We start from the raw sequence: 23,218 nt of genomic DNA, 5'->3' as shown, positions 1-23,218 counted from the left end.
TGCTCAAGATCTACCGCACACATTGTGCATCAGTGACCTTCATGTTCTGCTTCTGGCAGTCGTATGCACGGTCAGGAGAACACCGATGGAACAGATGACGAGCGTGCCGGTCGCCGCGCGGCGGCCCGCCGGGGGCACGTTGCGGGAGATCGAGCGCCGGGTGCTGTGGCTGGCGAGCTCGATGGTCCACGAGGCCAACCGGGTGCGCCCGAACCCGTCCGGCCTCAAGGTCGGCGGCCACCAGGCCTCGTCGGCGTCCATCGTGTCGATCATGACCGCGCTGTGGTTCGGCCACCTGGGGCCGCGGGACCGGGTGTCGGTGAAACCGCACGCCTCCCCGGTGCTGCACGCGATCAACTACCTGCTCGGCGGGCTCGATGAGTCCCACCTGCCGACGCTGCGGGCGTTCGGCGGGCTGCAGAGCTACCCGAGCCGCACCAAGGACCCCGATCCGGTGGACTACTCGACCGGCTCGGTGGGGATCGGCGCCACCGCCCCGATCTGGGGCGCGCTGGCCCGCCGCTACGTCGGCCACGCGTTCGGCGGCGCCGGGACGGGCCGGCAGTACTCGCTGGTGGGCGACGCGGAACTGGACGAGGGCGCGGTCTGGGAGGCGATCCTGGAACCCGGCGTGCGCGAGCTCGGGGAGATCGTCTGGATCGTCGACCTGAACCGCCAGTCGCTGGACCGGGTGATCCCGGACATCGCCGCCGACCGGTTGCGCGGGATGTTCGCCGCGGCCGGGTGGCAGGTGCTGACCGTGAAGTACGGGGACCTGCTGGAGGATCTGTTCGTCCGGCCCGGCGGGGACGCGCTGCGCGAGCGCATCGACCGGATGCCCAACCCCGAGTACCAGCGGCTGCTGCGCTGCGGGCCCGGCGAGCTGCGCGAGCGCCTCCCCGGCCCCGGTCCGGGGCGCGAGCGGATCGCCGCACTGATCAGCGGGCTGGACGACGCCACCCTGGCCGCCGCCATCGCCGGCCTGGGCGGGCATGACCTGGCGGCCCTGGACCGCGCCTACTCCGCCATCGACGACGACCGGCCCACGGTCATCTTCGCCTACACCGTGAAGGGCTACGGGCTGCCCACCCACGGCCACCCGCAGAACCATTCCTCGCTGCTGACCGCCGCCCAGATGGCGGAGCTGGCGGCCGAGGTCGGCGCCGACCCGGCCCGTCCCTGGGCGCGGTTCGACCCGGACAGCGCGGCGGGGCTGCTGTGCGCCGAGACGGCGCGCCGGCTGCGCCGCCCCGACGTCCGGGCGACCAAGGCGCCGGCCCCTCCTCGCGACTTCGGCCGCACCCCGACCGGAACGGCGACGACCCAGGCGGCGCTGGGCCGCGTGCTGATGGACCTCACCCGCTCGGCACCCGAGATCGCCCGCAGGGTGGTGACGGTGAGCCCGGACGTCAGCTCCAGCACCAACCTGGGCGGCTGGGTCAACAAGGTGGGCGTCTGGTCGGCGCGGGAACGCCCCAACTGGTTCGCCGACGACTCCGAGACGATCCTGCACTGGCGCGAGCGGCCCACCGGGCAGCACATCGAGCTGGGCATCGCGGAGACCAACCTGGTCGGGCTGATCGGGGAGCTCGGCACCACCTGGAGCCGGTGGGGCGAGCCGCTGCTGCCGATCGGCGTGCTGTACGACCCGTTCGTGCAGCGCGCGGCGGAGCCGTGGTCGTTCGGCATCTACGCGGGCGGCCAGTCGATCCTCGTGGGGACGCCGTCCGGCGTGAGCCTGGCGCCGGAGGGCGGCGCGCACCAGTCGATCACCACCCCGTCGCTGGGCATCGAGCAGCCGGGCTGCGTCTCGTACGAGCCGGCGTTCGCCATCGACGTCGAATGGACGCTGCTCGCGTCCATGGCCCGGCTGGGGCGGCCGGACGGCTGCTCGGCGTACCTGCGCCTGTCCACCCGGCCGGTGGACCAGTCGCTCGCCGGCGTGCCCCGGGATCCGGCGGCCCGCGAACGGCGCCGGGCGCAGGCGGTCGCGGGCGGCTACCTCCTGCGGCGAACCGAGTCTCCCGCGGTCACCATCGCGGCGATGGGCGCGGTGGTGCCCGAGGCCCTGATCGCGGCGGACCGGCTGGCCGGCGACGGTGTCGACGCCGACGTGGTGTGCGTGACCAGCCCCGGCCTGCTCATGAGCGCGGTGCGCGCCCGCCAGGGCCACGAGGAGGCGCCGAGCTGGATCCTCGACCGCCTCTTCCCCGCCCACCGGGCCGCCCCGCTGGTCACCGTGCTGGACGGCCATCCGCACACGCTGGCGTTCCTGGCGACGATCAACCGGGTGCCGACCACCTCGCTGGGCGTCACCCGGTTCGGCCAGTCGGGGTCCATCGAGGACGTGTACCGCCATCACGGCCTCGACGCCGACGCCATCGTCCGCGCCGGACTCGACCTGGCCGACGGCTGACGCTCGGTTCGGGCACCGCCGGTTCGGGCGGCGGCGGGTCGTGTGCGTTCCCTTTGATTGAATAGATATAGGTGTTCATTTGAAGGGGAGGTGGGCGTGCGGCCGCTGCAGCCGGGGGACCCTGCGTCGGTCGGCCCGTACCGGGTCCTCGCGAGGCTCGGTGCGGGCGGGATGGGGGTCGTCTACCTCGCCCGTTCGCCGGGCGGCCGGCTGGCCGCGGTCAAGCTCATCAGGCGGGAGTTCGCCGACGGTGCGGCCTTCCGGGAGCGGTTCCGCCGCGAGGTCGCCGCGGCGGGCAGGGTGAGCGGGCTCTACACGGCCCCGGTGCTGGACTCCGACGCCGGCGCGCCGCAGCCCTGGTTCGCCGCCGCCTACGTGCCCGCGCCCACGCTGGGCGAGGCCGTCGCGAGCGCCGGTGCGCTGCCGGAGCCCGCGGTCCGGGCGCTGGGCGCGGGGCTGGCGGAAGCGCTGCAGGCGATCCACGGGGTCGGCCTGGTGCACCGCGATCTCAAGCCCGGCAACATCCTGCTGGCCGAGGACGGCCCCAGGATCATCGACTTCGGGATCGCCAAGGCCGCCGACGCCACGCAGCTCACCGGCACCGGCGCCATGATCGGCACGCTGGCCTACATGGCTCCCGAGCAGATCGCCGAAGGCAGGGACGCCGAACCCGCGGCGGACGTGTTCTCGCTGGCGGGCGTGCTGGTCTACGCGGCCACGGGGGCCAAGCCGTTCGGTGAGCGGGACTCGGCCGCGGTGCTCTACGAGGTCATGTACGAGGAGCCGTGCCTGGACGCCGTGCCCGCGTCACTGCGCGAACTGCTGGCCGCCTGCCTGGCCAAGGAGCCGTCCGGACGCCCCTCGCTGGAGTCCGTGCTCGCCGCGCTGACCCCCGTCGATCCCCGGGCGCTGAACTCGCCCGCGCTGCGCCGGGAGGTGGCGGCCAGGGAGGCCGAGGCGAACAGGGCCGCGTCGGAACCGGTCACGGCGCCCCCTCCGCCGCCGCGGGTCGATGAGGCGGGGGCGGGCAGGGTCGGACGGCGCCGGATCCTCGGACTGACCGCCGCGATCGCCGTGGCCGGCATCGGCGCGGGGACGGCGGGCTGGGCGATGACCCGCGGGAACTCCAAGCCCGCCAAGCCCGCTCCGCGCGCGACCGCACTCGCCGCGGCGCCCCCGCCGGCCTGGACGTTCACCCCGCCCCGGCCTTTCGAGGGGTCGTCGATGCTGCTGGTGTCGGGCGGTGTCGTGCTGTGGGGCGGCTCGCAGGAGATGTACGGGGTGGACGCCGGCTCGGGGCGGCAACTGTGGACGAAGGACAAGGCCAACGCCGTGTACTCGGGCAATGCCGCCCGCGGACCGACGTTCGTCGTCCTCGGCGGCGTGGTCGGCGACTTCGAGGATCAGCTGATCACCTTGGTCGACGCCCCGACCGGCAGGACCACGAACCTTCCCACGCCCCGCGGCGTCTCCACCTCGTCCGTCCTCGGCGTGGTCGGCGACACGCTCCTGGTGCGTTCGAGGAGGGACGTCTGGGCGCTGGACCTGACCAGCGGCGAGATCCGGTGGCACCTCCCCGGCCAGGGTCCGTTCTCCGGAACCGTGGACCGGACCGGCCTCTATCTCAGCACCGACCCCTCCCTCACCGCCCTCGACCCCGACACGGGCCGCGAGCGCTGGATCCGCTCCTGGCCCGCGAGCGGCGGCACCCGGGACGGGGCGAGCCTGGACATCGCGGTCGCCGGCGGGCGGGTGTTCGGCAACTTCGGCGACACCCTCCAGGCGGTCGACGCCGCCACCGGCAGGCCCGTGTGGTCGCGGGACACCGGCGAGCGGTTCGGCACCGTCACTCCCGCAGGCGCCAACGCGGTCTTCAAAAGGGAGGTCCTCCAGGCCTACGACCAGGCGACCGGCGCCCCCAGATGGACGCTGGCCGGCCCGGAACCGTTCGACGACGACCCGGGGCACATCGCGGCGGACGGCGGGCTCGTCGCGGCCGCCTTCGGCGACCCGGCGGGCCCGTCCAGGGGCGTCCTCGTCGCCGGGACCGATGGCCGGGCGCTGTGGGCACACCGGGGGCCGACGGAAACGCAGCGCGGCTGGGAGGTCGCGGTGTCCGGTTCGTCGGTCTTCGCGACCGACCACGAGCGGCTCTACCGCTTCCAGGCGGCGGGATGACGGGGGCGGCGCTGGAGCCCGGCGACCCTGAGCGCATCGGGCGGTACCGCCTGCTGCGGCGTCTGGGCGAGGGCGGCATGGGGGTGGTCTACCTGGGCGCATCCCCGGCGGGACGGGCGGTGGCCGTCAAGGTCGTGCGGCCCGAGCTCGCCGGAGACCGTGACTTCCGCGCCAGGTTCCGGGGCGAGGTCGAGGCCGCGCAGAAGGTCGGCGGCGCGTTCACCGGCCCGGTCGTCGAGGCCGAACCCGACGGCGCCGTCCCGTGGCTGGCGATCGCCTACGTCAACGGCCTCGACCTGAAGGAGACGATCGAACGGTACGGGCCCATGCCCGAGCCGCTGCTGCGCACCCTCGGCGCCGGACTGGGCGAGGCCCTGACCGCGATCCACGGGGCGGGCCTGCTGCACCGCGACCTCAAACCGGCCAACATCCTGCTCGCCAAGGACGGCCCCAAGGTCATCGACTTCGGCATCAGCAAGGCCGCGGACACCGCCACGCTCACCGCGGAGGGCCAGTTCATCGGCTCCCCCGGCTACATGTCCCCCGAGCAGATCCGCGGAACGCGGCTCACGCCGGCCGCCGACGTGTTCGCCTACGGCGCCGTGCTGGCCTTCGCCGCCACCGGCCGCCCGCCGTTCGGCAGGGGCGCGGTCCCCGCGGTCATCCACCGGACCCTGCACGGGGAACCCGACCTGCACGGCGTGCCGGCCTCGCTGGCCCAGCTGGTGACCGCCTGCCTCAGCCGGGATCCCGGCCGGCGTCCGCCCGCGGCGCTGCTGCCGGCGCTGCTGGCCGCCCCGCCGGTCGCGCCCGGCTGGCTTCCCGGCGACATGGGCGAGGAGCTGCGGCAGCGGGAGGACACCCTCGTCCTGGATCTGCGGACCCTCGCCAGGGCCCGCACCCGGCGGCGGCTGCTCGCCGGCGGGGCCGCCGCCGCCGGACTCGCCGCCATCGGCGGCGGAACCGCCGCGGCGCTGGCCGCGACCCGGGACGGGAGGGGACACCGGCTCGCCCCGCCGAAGCCGCTGTGGCGGACCACGATCGAAGCCGAGGACGACATCACCCTCGACGTCCTGCCCCGATCCGTCGTCTCGGTCGCCCGCGGGGTCTTCGAGGACGAGGTCCGCTGCTACTCGCTGGCCACCGGACGGCGGCTCTGGTCCCGATCCGGCCGGGCGGCCACCGGACGGGCGCTGATCTACACGACGGCCGGCTCCAGCGGCACGGTGGTCGCGATGGACGAGTCCCAGAAGGTCGCGTGGACCTACAAGGCACCGGAGAAATACCGGTACCCCGAGCTCAGGATCTCGGCCGACGGGCCGCTGGCTCTCAGCGGGGACCGGACGATCACCGGCCTGGACCCCGCCACCGGCCGCCGGCTCTGGATCCGCCGGTGGGCGGAGGCGTCGTACACGGTTCTCTACGGCGTCCAGGGCCGCACCCTCGTCGGCGGGGCGGCCAGGGACGAGGGCTGGAGCCGGCACGTCGCGCTCGACATCGCGACGGGTGCGGTCCGGTGGTCCATTCCGCGCGAGACGATGCTCATGGTGCCCGGCACGGGTGACCTGATCTTCAGCAGCCCCGCCCGCACCACTCTCGACGCGCTGTCGGTCGACACCGGCAAGAAGGTCTGGAGCGCCGAGCTTCCCAACGCCGCGAGGGACCCCGACGACAAGGACGCGCTCTCGCTCAACGCGACCGTGGCCAATGGACTGGTCTACATGGACGGGCCGACCGTCTACGCCCTGGACGCGGCCACCGGCCGACAGCGGTGGACCTACACGCCGGCCTCACCCGGCGGCCACGGCCTCCTCCTCAACGGAGGACGCGCCTACATACTGGATCCTCCACATCTTGTCGCCCTGGACGCCCGCACCGGCAAGCGTCTCTGGTCCGCTGGCACCCCCGCGTCCAACGCCGAGCCACTGGCCGCGGCCGGCGGGCTGATCTGCATCGGCGTGGCGGGCACCGCGGGCTCGGGACTCTACGCGTGGGACGCCAAGACAGGGCAGATCGTCTGGAACTACCCCATCACGGCTCTCGCCTCCACCAAGAAATGGGAATTCAGCACCAACGGATCCGTCCTCGCCGCCGCGCGCGGCAACGCACTGCTGGCCTTTCACCTCGGCTGAGCCACCACGGCGCGGGCGCGTGACAGCAGTTCCGTGGCGCGCGGATAGTCGGTGAGCTGCTCGGCGAGCAGGTCGAGCACGGGCAGGAGGAACTGGGCGGGGACGTCGCGGGCGGCGAGGATGTCGATGGTCCACGCCATGAATCCGGTGAACAGCCCGGGGTCGTCCAGGTACAGGGCGGTGCTGAAGAACTCGACGATGTGGGAGACGTCCTCGGCCGTCCGGTCCCGCTGCTCATCCGTGTAGCCGGCCATCGCCGGGATACGCGACCGCAACCCCTCCAGCACGTGCCGGACCAGCCGGGGCGACGTCCGGGTGACATGGGCGTAGGTCTGGTCGGCCAGGTGCGGCAGGTCGTCGACGACCCGGTGCGGACGCGGCGCGGGCAGCGGGCCGCGTGCCAGCCGGTCGGCGGCGGCACGGGCGTCGGGCTCCCACGCGTCCGCGCCCAGCAGCGCGGCGTAGCGGCCGTCGGGGCCGTAGGCGGCGCCGCCGGCCATGACCGGGGTGCCGGTCGACTGGCACGCGGTGATGGCCGCGTGCGCGGCCGGGAGCCGGGTGGCGATCGAGGACGACAGCGCCACCACGGCCGGGCCGGTCCGGTGCAGATGGGAGATCAGGTGCGGGGTCGGGACCTGGGCGCCGAGGTAGTCGACCCGCCAGCCGCGCAGCCGCAGCACCTCGGCCAGGAGCCGGGCGGGCAGGGCGTGCCACTCGCCGTCGATGCAGGCCACCGCGATCCGGCCGGGCCGCTGCGCGGTCGCGGCCCGCCGCCGCCGGACGGCCGGATGGTGCGCGACCGCGCCGATCACGCGCTCGTTGACGGCGGTGGCGCTGTGCTCCTGCGCGACGGTGATCCGGTTGGCCGCCCACTCCCGCCCGACCCGGGCCTGCAGGGGGGCGATGACGTCCATCAGCAGGTCCTCGGGATCCGTCCCGTCGTCCAGGGCCGCCAGCGCGATGTCGGCGGCGGCGTACTCGTCCCCGGTGATGACGGCCGCCCAGAGCGCGTCGCGTGTCATGCCGGTCCCCCTTCCGGTTCCCGGGCGGCGCCGGCCCGGCCGCGCCCGGGGGCGCTGATCGCGATCACCGCCATGTCGTCGTGCCGGCCCGCCCCGACCCATTCGGCGGCGAGCATGTGCACCCGCTCCACCAGTGCCTCCGGGGGCATGCCGCCGCACCCGGCCAACGCGGCGCACAGCCGCTCGTCGCCGAACATCTCATCGCCCAGCGGCCCGCCGACGGCCTCGGTGATGCCGTCGGTGTACAGCAGGCAGGTGTCTCCGGGGTCGAGCGCGACCTCCGCGGTCGCCGAGTCGATCTCGTCGAGGACGCCGATCAGCGAGCCGCCGGTCCGCGCCGCCTCGACCGCGCCGCCGGCCCGGACGATCAGCGGGGCGGGGTGGCCGGCGCTGGTCAGCCGCAGCCGCACCCGCGCGCCCTCCCGGCGGGCCGAGGCCAGCACCAGCGTGACGAACCTCGTCGAGTCGTCCAGCAGCAGGGCCCCGTTGAGCAGTTCCAGGACGCGCCGGTGGTCGCCCGCCATCGGCAGCAGCGCCCGCAGCGTGGTGCGGATCTTGCCGGTCAGGACCGCGGCCTCCAGGCCCTTGCCGCACACGTCCCCCAGGACCACCAGGGACTCGGCGCGCGGGTCGGCCGTGCCCGCGGGGAACACGTCGTAGAAGTCGCCTCCGACCAGGTCCTCGTCACCGGACGGCCGGTACCGCGCCGCCAGCTCCACCCCGTCCAGCTCGTGCGCGCGGGGCGGCAGCAGCTCGCGCATCAGGGTCGCGGTGATGGACGCCTGCTCGGCGTAGAGGCGCGCGGCCGACAGCATCGCGCCGGCCCGGCCGGCGAAGAGGCGGACGGTCGGCTCCTCCCCCGCCGAGAACGCCTCCGGACCCGACAGGCGCAGCAGCACCAGCGCCCCGGCCGGAACCCCGTGGCCGGGGAGCGAGATGACCGCGATCGCCGCCGGCCGTCCCGGCGCGAGGCGGGCGAGCCAGGCGGGAGCGGCTCCTGGATCGATCCAGCGCGGCGGTACCGGAGGGAAGCCCCGCAGCGCGTCGGCCAGGCCCTCGACCTCCGCCGGGTCGATCGGCAGGTCCCGGTGGTCGACCCGCCCGCCCGGCCCGGCGCAGGCGACGGGATGGCCCCGCGCGGACCGCGGGACGATCACCACCGCCGCGTCGGCCAGGTGCCGGGCGGCCAGCCGCGCCGTCACCTCCATGCACCGCTCCAGGTTGAGCGACTGGGGAAGCTCCTCGGACATCTCGATCAGGAACGCGGTGCGCTCCCGGTCCGTGACGTCGACCAGCCACCAGACCGTCGGCGCCGGGTCCTGCGGCGGCGCGTCCTCTCGCACCGGGTGGGCCTCGACCAGGCGGTCACCGACCGGCCCCCGCGCGGCCGGACCCGTGCGGGGGCGTCCGGCATCCGCCCCTCCCCGGCCGGCCCGTTCGCCGATCGACCGCTGGGCACGGGCCAGCCATTCCGGGACGGCGGCGGCCGCCGACCCGCCGGGCGGTACTCCCAGCAGCAGACGCGCCGCGTCATTGACCTGGACGACGCCCCCGGCCGGGTCGACGGACAGAACCGCACAGGGGGCGGAGCGCAGGACCGCATCGAGCACGTCCCGCGCGCCGCCTTCGCCCTGAGTCGGTTCCGCCACGCCATGGCCCCCGCAAGGATCGCTCTCCCCGATGCCCCCACCAGCCCCGCCGCGCCAGAACGGTCCCCTGGCCACGGCGGCTCGTCTCCCCACCCCGTACCCGGGAGACGGGAGATCTCCCAGGCCGGGCCGGGGACATGGCAGCGGCGGCGTGCGGAGGCGGGCTAGCTCTCCAGCCCGGCGGTGATCTTCCACTCCTTCAGCTCTCGGTCCCTGGTCACGTCGAGCCGGGTGTAGGGGTCCTGCTCGACGAGGGCCCGCGCCGCCTCCAGGTCGTCGGCGGCGAGGACGATGATGCCGCCGCTCAGGTCGGCCAGCGGCCCGGCGAGCAGGAGCGAGCCCTCCGCCTCCAGCCTGCCGAGGTGCTCCAGGTGCTCGGGGCGGCGCTCCGCGCGCAGCGGAGTGTCGTTGTATCCGTAGGTCAGGATGAAGTGGGCCATGTGGCCTGTCCCTTCGTGTCGGGTTGGTCCCGCGGCCTGCCGGCCCGGGGGGTCGTGCGGCCGGTCAGCTCGCGGTGACCGGCTGGCGCTGGCGCCCGAGGCCGTCGATCTCGATCTCGATGACGTCGCCGGCCTTGAGATAGGGGAAGCGCCCGGAGAGCGCGACGCCCTCGGGGGTGCCCGTGAAGACCAGGTCGCCCGGACAGAGCGTCATCACCTGCGACAGGTACCAGACGAGGTGGTCGACGCCGAAGATCATGTCCTTGGTGACGGAGTCCTGCCGGGCCTCGCCGTTGACCCAGGACCGGATCCCGAGACCGGTGGGGTCGACCGGGCCGACGACCAGGGACGGGCCGATCGGGCCGAAGGTCGGGAAGCACTTGCCCTGCGACCACTGGCCGCCGTCCTTCCCGAGCTGCCAGCCGCGCTCGGACACGTCGTTGCCGATCGTGTAGCCCGCGATGACCGCGGGCGCGTCCGAGGGCGAGGCGAGCCGGTCGGCCCGCTCGCCGATGACCACCACGAGTTCGGCCTCCCAGTCGGCCTTTACGCTGCCGGGCGGCAGGACCACATCGTCGTGGGGGCCGGCCAGGCAGCTCGGCTGCTTGAAGAAGAGGATCGGCTCCCGCGGCGGCTCGCTTCCCGACTCGGCGGCGTGGGCCGCGTAGTTCTGGCCGATGCACAGGACGGCGCCCGGCCGTGCCACCGGGGCGCCGACCCGCAGGTCCGCGGCTCCGGCGAGCTCGCGGAGCCGCCCCGCGCGGTGGGCGTCGCGCGCCTTCCCGACCCCGCCCGCGCCGAAGAAGGCGGGGTCGATGTCGTCGGCGACGGGGCTCAGGTCATAGGTCTTCCCGGCCGCTCGCAGCGCGGGCGTCTCGGCGCCGGGCGGCCCCAGTCGCAGGAGTTCCATGCTCGTTCTCTCCTTGATCGTCGTCAGGTCGTCGTCAGGTCGTCGTCAGGTCGTGGCGGGGGAATGGATGGGTGCCGTGGTGGACGTGAGCGCCCGGCCGGTACCGCCCCAGGCGTTCGCGATCAGCTCGGCGGCGATGGAGACCGCGGTCTCCTCGGGAGTGCGCGCTCCCAGGTCGAGCCCGATGGGCGACCGCAGGCGGGCGAGCGCCTCGGGCGCGACTCCCGCCTCCGCCAGGCGCCCGAGCCGGTCCTCGTGGGTGCGGCGGCTGCCCATCGCCCCGATGTAGGCGGCCGGCGTCCGCAGCGCGGCCACCAGCAGCGGGACGTCGAACTTCGGGTCGTGGGTGAGGACGCACAGCGAGGTCGAGGCGTCCACCTCCGCCCGCTCCAGGTACCGGTGCGGCCACTCGACGACGATCTCGTCGGCCTCCGGGAAGCGCGTGGCCGTCGCGAAGACGGGGCGGGCGTCGCAGACGACGACGTGGTAGCCGAGGAACTTGCCGATGCGGGCGACCGCCGAGGCGAAGTCGATCGCGCCGAAGACGATGAGGCGCGGCGGCGGAGCGAACGACTCGACGAAGACGGTCAGGTCGTCCATCCGGCGTTCGCCGTTCACGCCCATGTCGACGGTCGTGCTGATGCCCCGCGCGAGCAGCCCCCGGCTGTCGGCGGCCACGGCGCCGGTGAGCCGGTCGTCCCCGAGGTCGCCGATCACGTCGTCGGGGGTGACGACGATGTGGCGGCCGACGCCGCGGCCAGCGACCACGGTCGCGACGCATACCGGCCGGCGTTCCTGCACGGCGGCCGCGACACGGCCGATCGCCGCCGCGCGTGCGGCGGTCACCGGCTGGATGAAGACGTCCAGGATTCCGCCGCAGGTGAGGCCGACCGCGAACGCGTCGTCGTCGGAGACGCCGTACCGGCGCAGCCGCGGCTCCCCGGTCTCGATCGCCTCGCGGCACTCCTCGTAGACGGCGCCTTCGACGCAGCCGCCGGACACGCTGCCGATGACCTCGGCGTCCGCCCGTACCGCCATGGAGGCGCCGGGCTGCCGGGGGGCCGAGCCCCACGTGCCCACGACCGTCCCGATCGCGAAGTCGCCGCCGTGGTCCGTCCAGTCCTGGAGCGTGGCGAGGATGTCACGCACCGGCGTCTCCGAGCCCGTAGACCCGGCGGGCCGTGCGGGAGAAGACGTCCGCCTGCTCCTCGCCGGTCCGGTGGCTCAGCGCACGCCTCCACGCGGTGGTCAGGTCGGCGGCCGACGTCCACAGCCGCTCGACCGGCAGGTTGGTCCCGAACATGGCCCGGGACGATCCGAACCCGTCGAGCACTTCGTCCGCCACGAAGCGGAGGAGGCCGTCGTCGACCCGGTGGACGAAGGTCCCCTGCCCGGTCAGCTTGACGACGACGTTCGGGCAGGCGGCCAGTTCCCGCATGCCCGCCCGCCATTGCGCGACGGTCGCCGGGTCGCCGGGATCGGTGAGCATCCCCGCGTGCACCAGCACGAACGGCACGCCGGGGTTGTCCGCCACGAGCGCCGCGGCGTCGTGCATCTGCCCGGCGAAGACCTGGAGCTCGAACAGCCAGCCCAGCTCCGCGAGCGCGGCGATGTTGCGCCGGAAGACCGGGTCCTTCATGCGGTCGGGGCCGTCCGCGAAGCGGAACTCCGGCCGCTCGTGCCAGTGCAGCTGGAGCCGGGTGCCCACCACCAGCGGGCTGAGCTCCCGCTGGGTCCGCATGACCTCGGGCGCGTCCGCGGAGAACAGGTCCGCGCACCCGACCACGGCCGCCGGCCAGCCGGTCCGCTCGTGCAGTTCCGCGATCCAGCGCACCTCGTCGACGACGCGGTCCATCGGCCAGTTCGGCTGGACGTACACCGAGGCGCCGATGCCGGCCGAGGCGGCGTCGGCCCGGTACTCCTCGATCAGGTAGTCCCGCCGGATGGGTTCGTACGGGCCGAAGATCCGCGGAACCATCGGGCCGGACAACCAGGGCATGTCCGCCTTCCGCCAGACATGGTGGTGGGAGTCGACGATGTCGCCCGAGTAGAGCGGGTTCTCAGACATGGGCCTGCCTTCCGGTCCTGGGGGCGGCGGCGAACCTCGCGCGGACCGCGAGGAGGGCCGTGTCGAGGTCCTGGACCCCGGTGAGCGCGTCGAGTTCGGGGAGGACGAGCGACATCCCGCGGGTCAGCGGACGGTATTCGGGGTGGCAGGCGAGCGGGGACCACCAGCTCAGCCGGTGGCCGAGCCGCGCGAGGCGCCGCGTGGCGGCGGCCATGGCCGCGCAGTCCCCGCGCTCGAGGCCGTCGGAGAGGACGAGGACCAGCGCTCCCCTGGCCATCGTCGCGAAGCGGGCGTTGCCGAGGAACGTCTCCAGGCTGCTCCCGATCATGGTGCCGCCGTCGGCGTCCAGGACCACCCGCGCCAGCGCGGAGAGGGCGGCGTCCACGTCGGGGTTCCGGAGGACGGCGGTCACCCGGGTGAGGCGCGTCCCGAACGTGAACACCTCCGCCCGCTCGCACGCGGCGACCACCGCGTGCGCGAACCGCAGGTAGTCCGGGCTGTACTGCTTCATCGAGCCGGACACGTCGATGAGGAGCAGGACGCGCCGCCGGCGGGGCGGCCGGTGCCGCCAGTGCAGCCGGACGAACTCGCCCCGCGTGCGCCGGGAGGCGAGGTAGACCGCGCGCAGGTCGAGGCGGGTTCCGCGCCCGCTGGGGCGGGACCGGCGGGACCGGACGGTGGGGACGGCCGCGGGCAGCTCGCGGCAGATCCGCCGCATGGTCTCGCGGGCGCCGGGTCCGGTGGCGGCGAAGTGCCGCGCGGCCTCGGGGCTCGTCCGGCTCGCCTCGAGCCCGGCCCCTCCCGCGGGGTCCAGGACGAGATCGGCGTCCTCGTTCTCTCCGCCGGCGGCCGCCGACTCGTCGTCCGGGTCCTCCTCGTCCTCCGGCTGGTCGGCGGGGTCGTCGGCCACTGCCGGCACGTCGGCGGCCGTGCCGAAGAAGCGGTGGAAGATCTCGTCGTAGACGTGCCGGTCGGCCTCCGCGCTCACGAGGGTGGTGGCGCCCACCCAGTAGAGCCGGCCGGGGGTCGACGGCGCGAGCAGTTCGATGCCCGCCAGGAAGTCGAGCTGCTTGTTGGCGGGGACGCTGACGCCTTCCGCGTGCAACGCGCGCAGGAACAGGAAGAGGTGGTCCTGCGCACGCGCGACCAGCCGGACGTCCGGTCCGGCGGACGCGGCGCCCGGGTCACCGGCCGTCATCGGCGAAGACCTCGCTGGCGTGGGCCGCGATCAGGGCCCCGTCCTCCTCGTTCTTCAGCACCAGCCCGAGGGAGGCCCGCTGGGCATCGGCCCAGTCGACGCCCTCGTCCGCGAGGGCGAGGGAGCCCTGCGCCCAGGCGATGGTCTCGGCGATGCCGGGGCGCTTCATCGGCCCCAGGGAGCGGATGATGTTGACCGAGCGCACCAGCTGCGCCGCGCTCCTGGCGCTGAGCCCCGGAGCCTGCGCCTCCACGATCATCCGCTCGCGCTCGGGTTCGGGGAACGGTATCCAGTGGTAGAGGCAGCGGCGCTTGAGGGCGTCGTGCAGCTCGCGCGTCCGGTTGGAGGTGAGGACCACCACCGGCGGCACGGCCGCGGAGACGGTGCCCATCTCGGGGATCGAGATCTGGAAGCCGTCGAGGTACTCCAGGAGGAACGCCTCGAACTCGCTGTCCGCCCGGTCGATCTCGTCGATGAGCAGGACCGCGCCGGCGGCGGACCGCAGCGACCGGAGCAGCGGGCGTTCGAGGACGAACTCGGGCGTGTAGAGGTCGCCGGCCGAGGCGCCCCCGGCCTCGGCGGACCGGAGGCTCAGCAGCTGCTTGGGGTAGTCCCACTCGTACAGGGCCTGGGAGACGTCGATCCCCTCGTAGCACTGGAGCCGGACGAACTCACGTCCCAGGACCTCGGCGAGGACGTGCGCGACCTGCGTCTTGCCGACCCCCGGCTCCCCCTCCAGCAGCAGCGGGCGCCCGAGGCCCATCGCCAGCCGGACGGCGGTCAGCAGGCCCTCGTCCGCGAAGTACCTCCGGTCCCGCAGATCCCGGCTGAACGAGTCGCGGTCGATCAGCATCGGCCCCGGCCTCCGGCGCGCAGCGCGTCCAGCCCCCGCAGGACCGACTCGGGGGTGAAGGGCATCGTGGTCAGCCGGACGCCGCAGGCGTCGAAGATCGCGTTGGCGATCGCCGGGATCGGGGCGTTGGCGGTCATCTCCCCGATGCCCTTGGCGCCGAACGGCCCGGTGGAGGCCGGCCGTTCGAGGATCACGCTGGTCTGCACCGGGATCTCGGCGGGGCCGGGCATGAGGTACTCGCAGAAGTCGACGGGCCCGTGCGCCCGCGAGGCGGGGTAGTACGGCTCGGTCGACTCGAAGACGGCGTGCGAGACCCCCATCCAGGCGCCGCCCTCGACCTGCTGGGTCGCCATCGCGGGGTTGAGGGCCCGGCCGATCTCGTAGGCGTTGTGCAGGGTCAGGACGGTGACCACGCCGGTCTCGTCGTCGACCTCCACCTCGGCGACCGTGCAGGCGTGGGCCTGGCAGGAGTCCGGGTCCATCTCGCCGGTCTCCGGGACGGGGTAGCTGCGCTCCTTGAGGAAGATGCCCCGGCCGGAGATGGTCCTGCCCTGCTTGAAGTGCGCCGCCATGGCGACGTCCTCGATATGGATCTTCTTCTCGGGGCTGCCCTTGAGGCGCACGTATCCGGTGCCGTCGGTCTCCAGGTCGCCGGCGTCGACCTCGAGCTCGTCGGCCGCCACCTGGAGCATCACCTCCCGGGCCTCGCGGGCGGCCATGATGACGGCGTTGCCGACGCGGTGGGTTCCGCGGCTGGCGAAAGTGCCCATGCAGTGCGGGCCGGTGTCGGTGTCCGCGGTGTCGACGATGACGTTCCCCATCGGGATGCCGAGGGTCTCCGCGGCGCACTGGGCCGCGACGGTCTTGAGCCCCTGGCCGAGGTCCACCGACGAGAGGGAGACGACGAAGCCCCCCGTGGTGGTCGCGTGGACGAGGGCCTGGGAGGGGTCTCCCCCGAGGTTCATGCCGGTGGGGTAGTTCACGGAGGCGTATCCGCGGCCGTGGCGCAGGGTCATGATCGGGCTTCTCCCGGGGTGGACGAGGACATGGCCAGGTACTCCGCGGGGAGGTCGTGCCCGACGAGGGCGGCCGCCCGTTGGATCACCTCGATGAGGGCGGTGCCGGAGGCGACCTTGCGGTGCGCCTTCACGTCCCCGTCCCGGTAGGCGTTCCTGAGCCGGAACTGCAGCGGGTCGATGTCGAGCGCGCGGGCGATCCGGTCCATCTGGGACTCGATCGCGAAGTCGGCGATGGTGACGCCGAATCCGCGCATCGCGCTCGACGGCGTCCGGTTGGTGTAGACGCAGTGGCAGTCCGCGTAGACGTTCGGGATCGTGTAGGGGCCGGGCAGGTGCGCGGCGGCCTTCGTCGTCCCGTACGGGGAGTGGCGGGAGTAGGCGCCGGCGTCGACATAGAGCATGATCTTGCGCGCGACGATGCGGCCGTCGTCCATGACGCCGTCCTTGATGTAGATGCGCTCCGCCGCCCGCGGCGACGACACCTGCATCTCCTCCTCGCGCGTGTAGACGAACTTGACGGGCCGGTTGGTCAGCGTGGCCGCGATGCAGGCGAGCGGTTCGACCATGACGTCGACCTTGCCGCCGAATCCGCCGCCGACCGTCCCGCCCTTGACCCGCAGGTCGGTGAACGGGCGGTCGAGGATCAGCGCGGTGTTGTCGAGGGTGAAGAACGCGGCCTGGGTGTTGGTGTGGATGACGAGCCGGCCCCCGCCCTGCGGGACGACGACGCAGCCGGTGGTCTCGGTGGGCGCGTGCTCGATCGGCGCCGAGCTGTAGCGCCATTCGAAGACGCGGTCGGCCTGCGCGAAGCCCTCCTCGACGTCGCCGAAGCGGATGCGCCGGGCGTGGTGGCCCTCGTAGACGAAGTAGTTCGTGCCGGCCTTCTTGATGACCGGCGCGTCCGGGGACATCGCCTCCTCGACGTCGAAGACCGCGGGCAACTCGGTGTAGCGGACCTTCACCCGGCCGGCGCCCTCGATCGCGGCGGCCTCGGACTCGGCCACCACGGCCACGATCGGCTCGCCCGCGTAGATGACGCGGTCCTCGGCGAGCACGGGCTCGTCGTTGGGCTCGATGCCGATCAGCCGCAGCACGGTGTACCAGTTGGCCGGGACGTCCTCGTGGGTGATGACGCGGAGCACTCCCGGGACCTTCAGCGCCTCGGAGCAGTCGACGTCGTCGATGATGGCGTGGTGATGGACGGACCGGTGCATCTTGACGTGGGCGAGGTCCGGAAAGGTCCGGTCCTCGAAGAACTCCGTCCGGCCGGTCACGTGCCCCACGGCGTCGGACCGCTGGACCGCGGTTCCGATGACGGTGAAGTCGGACTTGCGCTCGTCCTTGAAGAACTCTTCGTCGATCGGGTTGATGCGCGCCATCAGACCTGTGCCTCCTGCCCCGCGGTGGTGTTCGCGGACGCGCCGGTGGTCGCCGTGGCGCCGCCGGACGTGCGGCGCCGGGCCGCCGCGGCGTCCCGGATGGCGCTGACGATCGGCTCGTAGCCGGTGCACCGGCAGACGTTGCCGCTGATCGCCTCGCCGATCTCGTCGTCGGTCGGGTCGGGGTTCCGGTCGAGCAGGGCCTCCGCCGACATGATCATTCCCGGCGTGCAGAAGCCGCACTGGGTGGCGAACCCGTCGACGAACGCCTGCTGGACGTCGCTGAGCTTCTGGCCGTCGGCGAGCCCCTCGACCGTCCCCACCTCGGCGCCGTCGACGGTGGCGACGGGGACCAGGCACGACACGACGGGGTTCCCGTCGAGGAGCACGGTGCACGATCCGCACGCCCCCTGGGCGCAGCCGCGCTTGGCCCCCATCAGGCCGAGGTGCTCGCGCAGGGCGAGGAGCAGGGTCGTCCCGGGCTCGGCCATCAGCGCCTTGTCCACGCCGTTGACCTTCAGATTCACGATCTTGACCGTCATGGCGGCTCCGTCCTTGTTCGCTGTCAGTGGCCGAGCAGGGCCCGGCGGAGGTGGACGGGGAAGACCCTGGCGCGGTACCAGGCGGACGCGTAGGCGTCGTCCGCCGGCGCGATCTCACCGAGCCCGGCCTCGGCCGCCGCCCGCACGGTCTCCGCGTTCAGCGGCCCGCCGAGGAGGGCCGCCTCGACGGCGCCCGCCCGCAGGGGCCGCGGGCCGACGCCGCCGAGGGCGACGACGATCCGGGTCACGGCCCCCGCCGTCTCGGTGACGGTGGCCGCGACCGTGACGAGGGACGCGGAGTTGAAGCGCCGGCGGGCCGCCTTGAGGTATCTGAAGGCGCCCGGCGCGGGGATGTCGAAGGCGACATCGGTGACCAGGCCGGCCGGGGCCCCGGCGGCGAGGAACTCCTCCACGGGCAGTTCCCGCGTCCCGGTCTGCCCTGCCACCGTGACCCGTGCGCCCAGCGCGATCAGGGCGACCGCGAGGTCACCGTGCGGCCGGGGGGCGAACAGGTTCCCCCCGACGGTCGCGAGGTTCCGCACCGGGACCGACGCGATCGACCGTGCGACGGGATCGAGGAAGCCGAGCGCCGGGTCGTGCTCCACCCGCGCGAGGGTCGCCGCCGCCCCCAGCCGCGCCGTCGTCCCGGAGACCTGGACGGTCCCGAGCCCCGCGCGGCGCAGGCTCACCAGCTCGGTCGCGGGCGAGGCGTGGTCGTTGAGCCACGGCATCAGACTCGTCCCGCCCGCCACGACCTTCGCGCCCGACGCCATCAGGCCCAGGACGGTCGCCATGTCGTCGGGGACATGAACCTCAGTCAGCATGAGCATCCTTTTATCGATATCGATAATTACAGTAGGAGGTCTCACTATGCTGGTCAACAGCACATCTGTCAGCCGTCGCAGGGACGGCCGCGAGGACCCCTTTGGAGGACGGCGCGTGACCACGCAAGCACGAGGCGCCGACGCCCCCGCGCCCCGTCAGTCGAAGCCGCTGCTGAGCGCGAACATCCGGGACGGCCTGGTGGAACTCATCGTGTCGGGCCGGCTCAGGAGCGGGGAACGGCTCGTCGAGACCAAGATCGCCGCGGATTTCGGGACGAGCCAGGCCCCCGTCCGCGAAGCGCTCCGTGAGCTCGAAGGACTGGGGCTCATCAAGAGCGTCCCCCGCCGGGGGCGGCACGTGCTGCCGTTCATCGAGCAGACGATCCGCGAGGCCTACGTCGTCCGGGCCGCGCTGGAGGAGGCCGCGACACGGCTGGCCCTGCTCAACGGGCGGCTGCCCCTGGAGGCCATGCACGGCGACGTCGAGGACATGTACCGGTGCGCGGAGGTCGAGGACGTCCGGGCCATGGGCCTCGCGAGCACGCGATTTCACCGCCGGGTGGTCGTGGCCGGCAACAACTTCCTGCTGGAACGGGCTTGGGAGGGCCTGCAGATCGAGGCGCGGACGGCGATCGCCCTCATGGTGGCCGGTCCCGACCTCGCCCACGTCGCCGACGAGCACAAGGAGTTGCTGCAGGTGCTCGAACAAGGCGATCTGGAGGCCGCCTGCATGCACGCGCGCACGCACCAGTGGGCCTACGCGGACCTCCCCCATGACATGCACGGCTCCGCGCAGAACGTGCGCCAGGAAGGCGGCGGGCCGCCCGGTCCCGGCGACTGAGGCTCGCGGCCGGACGGCTGGGTGGCACTGGCCCCGCGGGCCAGCGCCACCGCCGCGTCATTTGAAGCCGATGCTCAGGTAGGTGTCGACGTTCTCCTTCGTCACGACCGCCGAGTAGGCGGTGACCGAGGCCGGGACGTCCTTCTCCGCCATCTCCCCCATTCCCTTGCCCTGCGCGATGAGCCGGGCCAGGCTCACCGCCGAGGCCGACATGATCGGGCTGTACAGGACCGTCGCCACGACGGGTCCCTTGCCGGCCTTGATCTGCTGCATCACATGGGCGGAACCCGCGCAGCCGACCATGAAGAACTCGTCGCGGCCCGCCTGCTTGATCGCGGCCTCCACGCCGATCCCCTGGTCGTCGTCCTGGTTCCAGATCGCGTCCACCTTGGAGTGGGCCTGGAGCATCTGGGCCGCGACCTTCTGGCCGGTGGCGGCGGTGAAGTCACCGGCCTGCCGGTCGGTGACGGTCAGCCCGAAGTTGGCCAGCCCCGCCTTGAACCCCGCGCTCCGCTGCTGGGTGAGCTCCAGGTTGTCGAGCCCGGCGATCTCGAGGATGACGGGGTCCTTCTCGCCCTTCAGCCGGTTCCCGATGTAGTTGCCGGCGCTGACACCCGATCCGTAGTTGTCGCCGCCGACCCAGGTGCGGTACGCGACGGGGCTGGAGAAGACGCGGTCGAGGTTGATGACGGGGATGCCCGCGTTCATCGCCTTCGTCGCGACCTCGGTCAGCGCCTTCCCGTCGTAGGGCAGGATGACGATGGCGTCGACCTTCTTGTTGATCATCGACTGGACGGCGGCGATCTGGATCGCCACGTCGTTGGTGCCCTCGGTGGCGTCCAGCGTGACATCGGAGTAGCTCTTCGCCCGCGTCCTGGCGTTGGCCGTGATGGCGGCGATGAAGCCGTGGTCGGCCGCCGGCGCCGAGAAGCCGATCGTCACCTGCTTGCCGGGGGTGTCGTCCCCGCCCCCGCCGCCGCCGGCCGCCTCCGCGGAGTCGTTCGTCTCGGCCGAGTTGCTCGTGCAGGCCGTGAGGAGCGCGCCCCCGCCGACCGCGGCACCGCTGAAGAGAAGCTTGCGGCGGTTCAGGCCGCCGTCCTCGGTGAACTTCATGGAATGCAGAATCCTTCTCGCTAGTTCGCCGACCGCTGTGTCCGTCGCTGCAGCAGGACGGCGGCGACGATGATGGCTCCCTTGGCCAGTTTCTGAATCGGCGAATCGAGGCCGTTCAGGATGAAGATGTCGGTGATGGTGGTGAAGACCAGGACGCCGAGGACGGTTCCGACGATGGTGCCGCGGCCGCCGCTCAGCAGCGTTCCGCCGACGATGACGGCCGCGATGGCGTCCAGTTCGTAGAGGGTGCCGAGGGTGCTCGCGCCGGTGTTGGTCTGGGCGACGGTCATGATCGCGGCGATCCCGACGCAGAATCCGGACAGGACGTAGAGCAGGACGGTGTGCCGCCGGACATTGATTCCGGCGAACCGCGCGGCCTCCCTGTTGCCCCCGACGGCGATGGTGCGCGCCCCGAAGTTCGTCCGGTTGAGGACGAACCAGCTGACGACGGCCACCACCGCGAACATGTAGACGATGACCGGCAGTCCGAGCAGTTTCTTGAACAGCAGATCGGCCAGGGCGGGCTGGGTGAGCAGTTGCGACTGCCGGTTGGAGATGAACTCGGCCAAGCCCTGGGCGGCCACCAGCATCGCGAGCGTGACGATGAAGGGAACGAGGTCGCCGTAGGCGATGAGGACGCCGCTGACCAGCCCGCATCCGAGGCCGACGAGGATCGCGCACAGCGCCATGACCCACGGGCCGTACGACTGGGTGGCGACCGTGGTGCACCAGACGGTCGCCAGGCCGAGGACCGAACCGACCGAAAGGTCGATTCCGCCGCCGATGATGACGAACGTCGCTCCGACGCTGACGACTCCGATCACGCTGGCGAGCGTGAGGATCGTGACGATGTTGCTCCACTGCAGGAACGCGTCGCTCGTGGCCGACCCGACGATCATCAGGAGGACGAGCACGAGGACCAGTCCGATGTTCCGTGCCTCGCGTACCCGGCCGGGCAGGCCAGCGACCGCCGGAGCCGCCGGCGCCGGCTCCGCGGTCGTGTCGGCGGCGGTGCGCTCTTCGGTACGGCCGTTCACCCGGGCACCCCGTCCAGTTCCACAGTTGCGTTTCCTTCCATGACGGTGTCCAGGACCTGTTGTTCGGTGATGTCGGCCGCCGGCACGTCCGAGATGAGGCGTCCCTCCCGGAGCACCAGCACCCGGTCCGCGAGGCCGATGACCTCGGCTATCTCGCTGGAGACGACGACGACGGCCAGTCCTTGGCCGGCCAGTTCACGGACGAGGGCGTAGATCTCGGCCCTCGCCGCCGCATCGACCCCCCGCGTCGGCTCGTCGAGCAGGAGCACGCGGCACCCGTAGATCAGCCACCGGGCCAGCACGACCTTCTGCTGGTTGCCGCCCGACAGCCGGCGGACCGGAGTCCTCGGATCGGCCGGCCGCAGATCCATCTTCGATCCGTAGGCGCTCCCCTGCTCGATCTCCTTGTCCAGCTGGAGCCAGCCCAGGCGCGACACGCGCGCCAGCGAGGAGAGGCTCATGTTCCGCGCGACGCTCTCGCCCAGGGCCAGGGCCTGGCTCTTGCGCTCCTCCGGCGCCAGGCCGACACCGGCGCGCATCGCGGCGGCGATGCTGCCGGGCTTGAGCGGTTCGCCGCCGACCGACACCCGTCCCCGGGACGCCTTGCGCGCACCGAAGATCGTTTCGAGGATCTCCGACCGCCCCGACCCGACCAGGCCCGCGATGCCCACGACCTCCCCGGCCGCCACCGCGAAGGACACGTCCTCGAACTCGTGCCGCCGCGACAGCCCGGCCACCTCGAGCACGGCCGCGCCCCCGTCCCCGTCCTCGTCCTCCGCTCCGGAGGCGGCGGTGCGCTCGGGGAACACGCGCTCGACGGCCCGCCCGGACATCAGCGTGACCACCTCCCCGGTACCGGTGGTCTTGGCGTCGAGGTCGGTGCCCACCGTCCGGCCGTCCTTCAGGACGGTGATGCGGTCTCCGATCTCGCGGATCTCCTCCAGCCGGTGCGAGATGTAGATGACCCCCACCCCGTCGGAGCGGAGTTCCCGGATGATCCGGAAGAGGTTGGTCACCTCGTCGTGCGACAGGGCCGCGGACGGCTCGTCCATCACGATGATCTTCGCGCTGCGGGACAGCGCGCGCGCCATGCTGACGATCTGCTGCCCCGCGGGCGCGAGCCTTCCGGCCGGCTCCCCGGGGTCGATCTCGGAATGCCCGAGCCGGGCCAGCAGCTGCGCGGCCTTGCGGTTCTGCTGCTTGCGCCGCGTCACGCCCCAGGCCGCGATCTCCTGCCCCAGGTAGATGTTGCCCGCCACCGACAGCCCGTCCACGAGGTCGAGCTCCTGGTAGATGGTGGCGACGCCCGCCGACGTCGCGGCGACCGGACTCCTGAACTCCAGTTCCCTGCCGTCGACCCGGATCAGCCCCGCGTCCGGGCGGTGCACACCGGCCAGGACCTTGATGAGCGTCGACTTCCCCGCACCGTTCTGGCCCAGCAGGCAGTGGACCTCTCCCCTGCGCACCTCCAGATCCACTCCGGACAACGCCTGCACACCCGGGAAGGCCTTGGTGATCCCCACCATCTCGAGAACTGTGGCGTCCACGCTGCTCCCTAACTATCGATATCGATAATTACTGTAGGGGTGAGCTACGA

The 23,218-nt window shown here is 72.9% G+C and carries 19 protein-coding genes; 4 read left to right on the top strand and 15 right to left on the bottom strand.

The features are described 5' to 3' along the window. Positions 1–85 precede the first annotated feature (85 nt). The 3 genes from ABZ806_RS03945 to ABZ806_RS03935 all read left to right on the top strand — a co-directional run bounded on the left by ABZ806_RS03945 (position 86) and on the right by ABZ806_RS03935 (position 6,726). On the top strand, positions 86–2,416 hold the full coding sequence (locus tag ABZ806_RS03945; protein ID WP_500215142.1) for a thiamine pyrophosphate-binding protein: 2,331 nt from the start codon (positions 86–88) through the stop codon (positions 2,414–2,416). A 96-nt stretch (positions 2,417–2,512) separates the two neighbouring features. After that, positions 2,513–4,594, top strand: a complete 2,082-nt coding sequence (locus ABZ806_RS03940) for a protein kinase domain-containing protein (RefSeq protein WP_500215141.1) — start codon at positions 2,513–2,515, stop codon at positions 4,592–4,594. Then, the gene (locus ABZ806_RS03935; protein WP_500215140.1) at positions 4,591–6,726 is read left to right on the top strand and encodes a serine/threonine-protein kinase; all 2,136 of its coding nucleotides are present in this window, start codon (positions 4,591–4,593) and stop codon (positions 6,724–6,726) included. The genes ABZ806_RS03940 and ABZ806_RS03935 overlap by 4 nt, the downstream gene beginning before the upstream one ends. Here ABZ806_RS03935 and ABZ806_RS03930 read toward each other — a convergent pair. The 12 genes from ABZ806_RS03930 to ABZ806_RS03875 all read right to left on the bottom strand — a co-directional run bounded on the left by ABZ806_RS03930 (position 6,714) and on the right by ABZ806_RS03875 (position 18,630). Beyond that, entirely contained in the window at positions 6,714–7,748 is a 1,035-nt protein-coding gene (locus tag ABZ806_RS03930) for a cobalamin B12-binding domain-containing protein (RefSeq protein WP_500215139.1), read from the bottom strand. The two genes, ABZ806_RS03935 and ABZ806_RS03930, sit on opposite strands and share 13 nt — an antisense overlap. Then, the gene (locus ABZ806_RS03925) at positions 7,745–9,397 is read right to left on the bottom strand and encodes a SpoIIE family protein phosphatase (RefSeq protein WP_500215138.1); all 1,653 of its coding nucleotides are present in this window, start codon (positions 9,395–9,397) and stop codon (positions 7,745–7,747) included. Before ABZ806_RS03925 ends, ABZ806_RS03930 begins: the two co-directional genes overlap by 4 nt. Before the next feature lie 164 nt (positions 9,398–9,561). Further along, on the bottom strand, positions 9,562–9,837 hold the full coding sequence (locus ABZ806_RS03920; RefSeq protein WP_500215137.1) for a YciI family protein: 276 nt from the start codon (positions 9,835–9,837) through the stop codon (positions 9,562–9,564). 64 nt (positions 9,838–9,901) lie between these two features. Continuing rightward, positions 9,902–10,747 carry a fumarylacetoacetate hydrolase family protein gene (locus tag ABZ806_RS03915; protein ID WP_500215136.1) on the bottom strand — a complete coding sequence of 282 codons (846 nt, stop codon included), beginning with the start codon at positions 10,745–10,747 and terminating at the stop codon, positions 9,902–9,904. 45 nt (positions 10,748–10,792) lie between these two features. Beyond that, positions 10,793–11,896, bottom strand: coding sequence for an XdhC family protein (locus ABZ806_RS03910; RefSeq protein ID WP_500215135.1), 1,104 nt, complete (start codon positions 11,894–11,896; stop codon positions 10,793–10,795). Further along, complete coding sequence (locus ABZ806_RS03905; protein WP_500215134.1) at positions 11,889–12,815, bottom strand: amidohydrolase family protein; 927 nt, start codon at positions 12,813–12,815, stop codon at positions 11,889–11,891. Before ABZ806_RS03905 ends, ABZ806_RS03910 begins: the two co-directional genes overlap by 8 nt. Beyond that, the gene (locus ABZ806_RS03900; RefSeq protein WP_500215132.1) at positions 12,808–14,013 is read right to left on the bottom strand and encodes a vWA domain-containing protein; all 1,206 of its coding nucleotides are present in this window, start codon (positions 14,011–14,013) and stop codon (positions 12,808–12,810) included. The genes ABZ806_RS03905 and ABZ806_RS03900 overlap by 8 nt, the downstream gene beginning before the upstream one ends. Next, positions 14,000–14,866, bottom strand: a complete 867-nt coding sequence (locus tag ABZ806_RS03895) for an AAA family ATPase (protein WP_500215130.1) — start codon at positions 14,864–14,866, stop codon at positions 14,000–14,002. The genes ABZ806_RS03900 and ABZ806_RS03895 overlap by 14 nt, the downstream gene beginning before the upstream one ends. After that, positions 14,860–15,882, bottom strand: coding sequence for a xanthine dehydrogenase family protein molybdopterin-binding subunit (locus ABZ806_RS03890; protein WP_500215129.1), 1,023 nt, complete (start codon positions 15,880–15,882; stop codon positions 14,860–14,862). Before ABZ806_RS03890 ends, ABZ806_RS03895 begins: the two co-directional genes overlap by 7 nt. Continuing rightward, positions 15,879–17,264 carry a xanthine dehydrogenase family protein molybdopterin-binding subunit gene (locus tag ABZ806_RS03885; RefSeq protein WP_500215127.1) on the bottom strand — a complete coding sequence of 462 codons (1,386 nt, stop codon included), beginning with the start codon at positions 17,262–17,264 and terminating at the stop codon, positions 15,879–15,881. Before ABZ806_RS03885 ends, ABZ806_RS03890 begins: the two co-directional genes overlap by 4 nt. Next, positions 17,264–17,806 carry a (2Fe-2S)-binding protein gene (locus ABZ806_RS03880; protein ID WP_500215126.1) on the bottom strand — a complete coding sequence of 181 codons (543 nt, stop codon included), beginning with the start codon at positions 17,804–17,806 and terminating at the stop codon, positions 17,264–17,266. The genes ABZ806_RS03885 and ABZ806_RS03880 overlap by 1 nt, the downstream gene beginning before the upstream one ends. Before the next feature lie 23 nt (positions 17,807–17,829). Then, on the bottom strand, positions 17,830–18,630 hold the full coding sequence (locus ABZ806_RS03875) for an FAD binding domain-containing protein (protein ID WP_500215125.1): 801 nt from the start codon (positions 18,628–18,630) through the stop codon (positions 17,830–17,832). A 115-nt stretch (positions 18,631–18,745) separates the two neighbouring features. Here ABZ806_RS03875 and ABZ806_RS03870 point away from each other — a divergent pair, with 115 nt between their 5' ends. Then, complete coding sequence (locus tag ABZ806_RS03870) at positions 18,746–19,471, top strand: GntR family transcriptional regulator (RefSeq protein WP_500215124.1); 726 nt, start codon at positions 18,746–18,748, stop codon at positions 19,469–19,471. A 57-nt stretch (positions 19,472–19,528) separates the two neighbouring features. On the opposite strand, the gene ABZ806_RS03865 is transcribed toward ABZ806_RS03870, so the two are convergent. From ABZ806_RS03865 to ABZ806_RS03855, 3 genes are read right to left on the bottom strand one after another with little or no spacing between them, the layout of a single operon-like run. Next, positions 19,529–20,584 (bottom strand): substrate-binding domain-containing protein, encoded by a 1,056-nt coding sequence (locus ABZ806_RS03865; protein WP_500215123.1) that lies wholly within the window; start codon positions 20,582–20,584, stop codon positions 19,529–19,531. 20 nt (positions 20,585–20,604) lie between these two features. Further along, the gene (locus ABZ806_RS03860) at positions 20,605–21,621 is read right to left on the bottom strand and encodes an ABC transporter permease (RefSeq protein ID WP_500215121.1); all 1,017 of its coding nucleotides are present in this window, start codon (positions 21,619–21,621) and stop codon (positions 20,605–20,607) included. After that, entirely contained in the window at positions 21,618–23,168 is a 1,551-nt protein-coding gene (locus ABZ806_RS03855) for a sugar ABC transporter ATP-binding protein (protein ID WP_500215120.1), read from the bottom strand. The genes ABZ806_RS03860 and ABZ806_RS03855 overlap by 4 nt, the downstream gene beginning before the upstream one ends. Positions 23,169–23,218 lie beyond the last annotated feature (50 nt).

It is taken from the genome of Spirillospora sp. NPDC047418, from assembly GCF_040643275.1.
Lineage (GTDB): Bacteria > Actinomycetota > Actinomycetes > Streptosporangiales > Streptosporangiaceae > Spirillospora.
The sequence above is the reverse complement of the archived record's forward strand: the minus strand, read 5'-3'. Positions and strand labels throughout refer to the sequence as shown.

Bases quoted from the DNA above. Each gene is read 5' to 3' on its own strand.
- ABZ806_RS03945 (WP_500215142.1), top strand. From the start codon at position 86: ATGGAACAGATGACGAGCGTGCCGGTCGCCGCGCGGCGGCCCGCCGGG.
- ABZ806_RS03935 (WP_500215140.1), top strand. From the start codon at position 4,591: ATGACGGGGGCGGCGCTGGAGCCCGGCGACCCTGAGCGCATCGGGCGG.
- ABZ806_RS03930 (WP_500215139.1), bottom strand. From the start codon at position 7,748: ATGACACGCGACGCGCTCTGGGCGGCCGTCATCACCGGGGACGAGTAC.
- ABZ806_RS03920 (WP_500215137.1), bottom strand. From the start codon at position 9,837: ATGGCCCACTTCATCCTGACCTACGGATACAACGACACTCCGCTGCGC.
- ABZ806_RS03915 (WP_500215136.1), bottom strand. From the start codon at position 10,747: ATGGAACTCCTGCGACTGGGGCCGCCCGGCGCCGAGACGCCCGCGCTG.
- ABZ806_RS03905 (WP_500215134.1), bottom strand. From the start codon at position 12,815: ATGTCTGAGAACCCGCTCTACTCGGGCGACATCGTCGACTCCCACCAC.
- ABZ806_RS03900 (WP_500215132.1), bottom strand. From the start codon at position 14,013: ATGACGGCCGGTGACCCGGGCGCCGCGTCCGCCGGACCGGACGTCCGG.
- ABZ806_RS03895 (WP_500215130.1), bottom strand. From the start codon at position 14,866: ATGCTGATCGACCGCGACTCGTTCAGCCGGGATCTGCGGGACCGGAGG.
- ABZ806_RS03890 (WP_500215129.1), bottom strand. From the start codon at position 15,882: ATGACCCTGCGCCACGGCCGCGGATACGCCTCCGTGAACTACCCCACC.
- ABZ806_RS03885 (WP_500215127.1), bottom strand. From the start codon at position 17,264: ATGGCGCGCATCAACCCGATCGACGAAGAGTTCTTCAAGGACGAGCGC.
- ABZ806_RS03880 (WP_500215126.1), bottom strand. From the start codon at position 17,806: ATGACGGTCAAGATCGTGAATCTGAAGGTCAACGGCGTGGACAAGGCG.
- ABZ806_RS03875 (WP_500215125.1), bottom strand. From the start codon at position 18,630: ATGCTGACTGAGGTTCATGTCCCCGACGACATGGCGACCGTCCTGGGC.
- ABZ806_RS03865 (WP_500215123.1), bottom strand. From the start codon at position 20,584: ATGAAGTTCACCGAGGACGGCGGCCTGAACCGCCGCAAGCTTCTCTTC.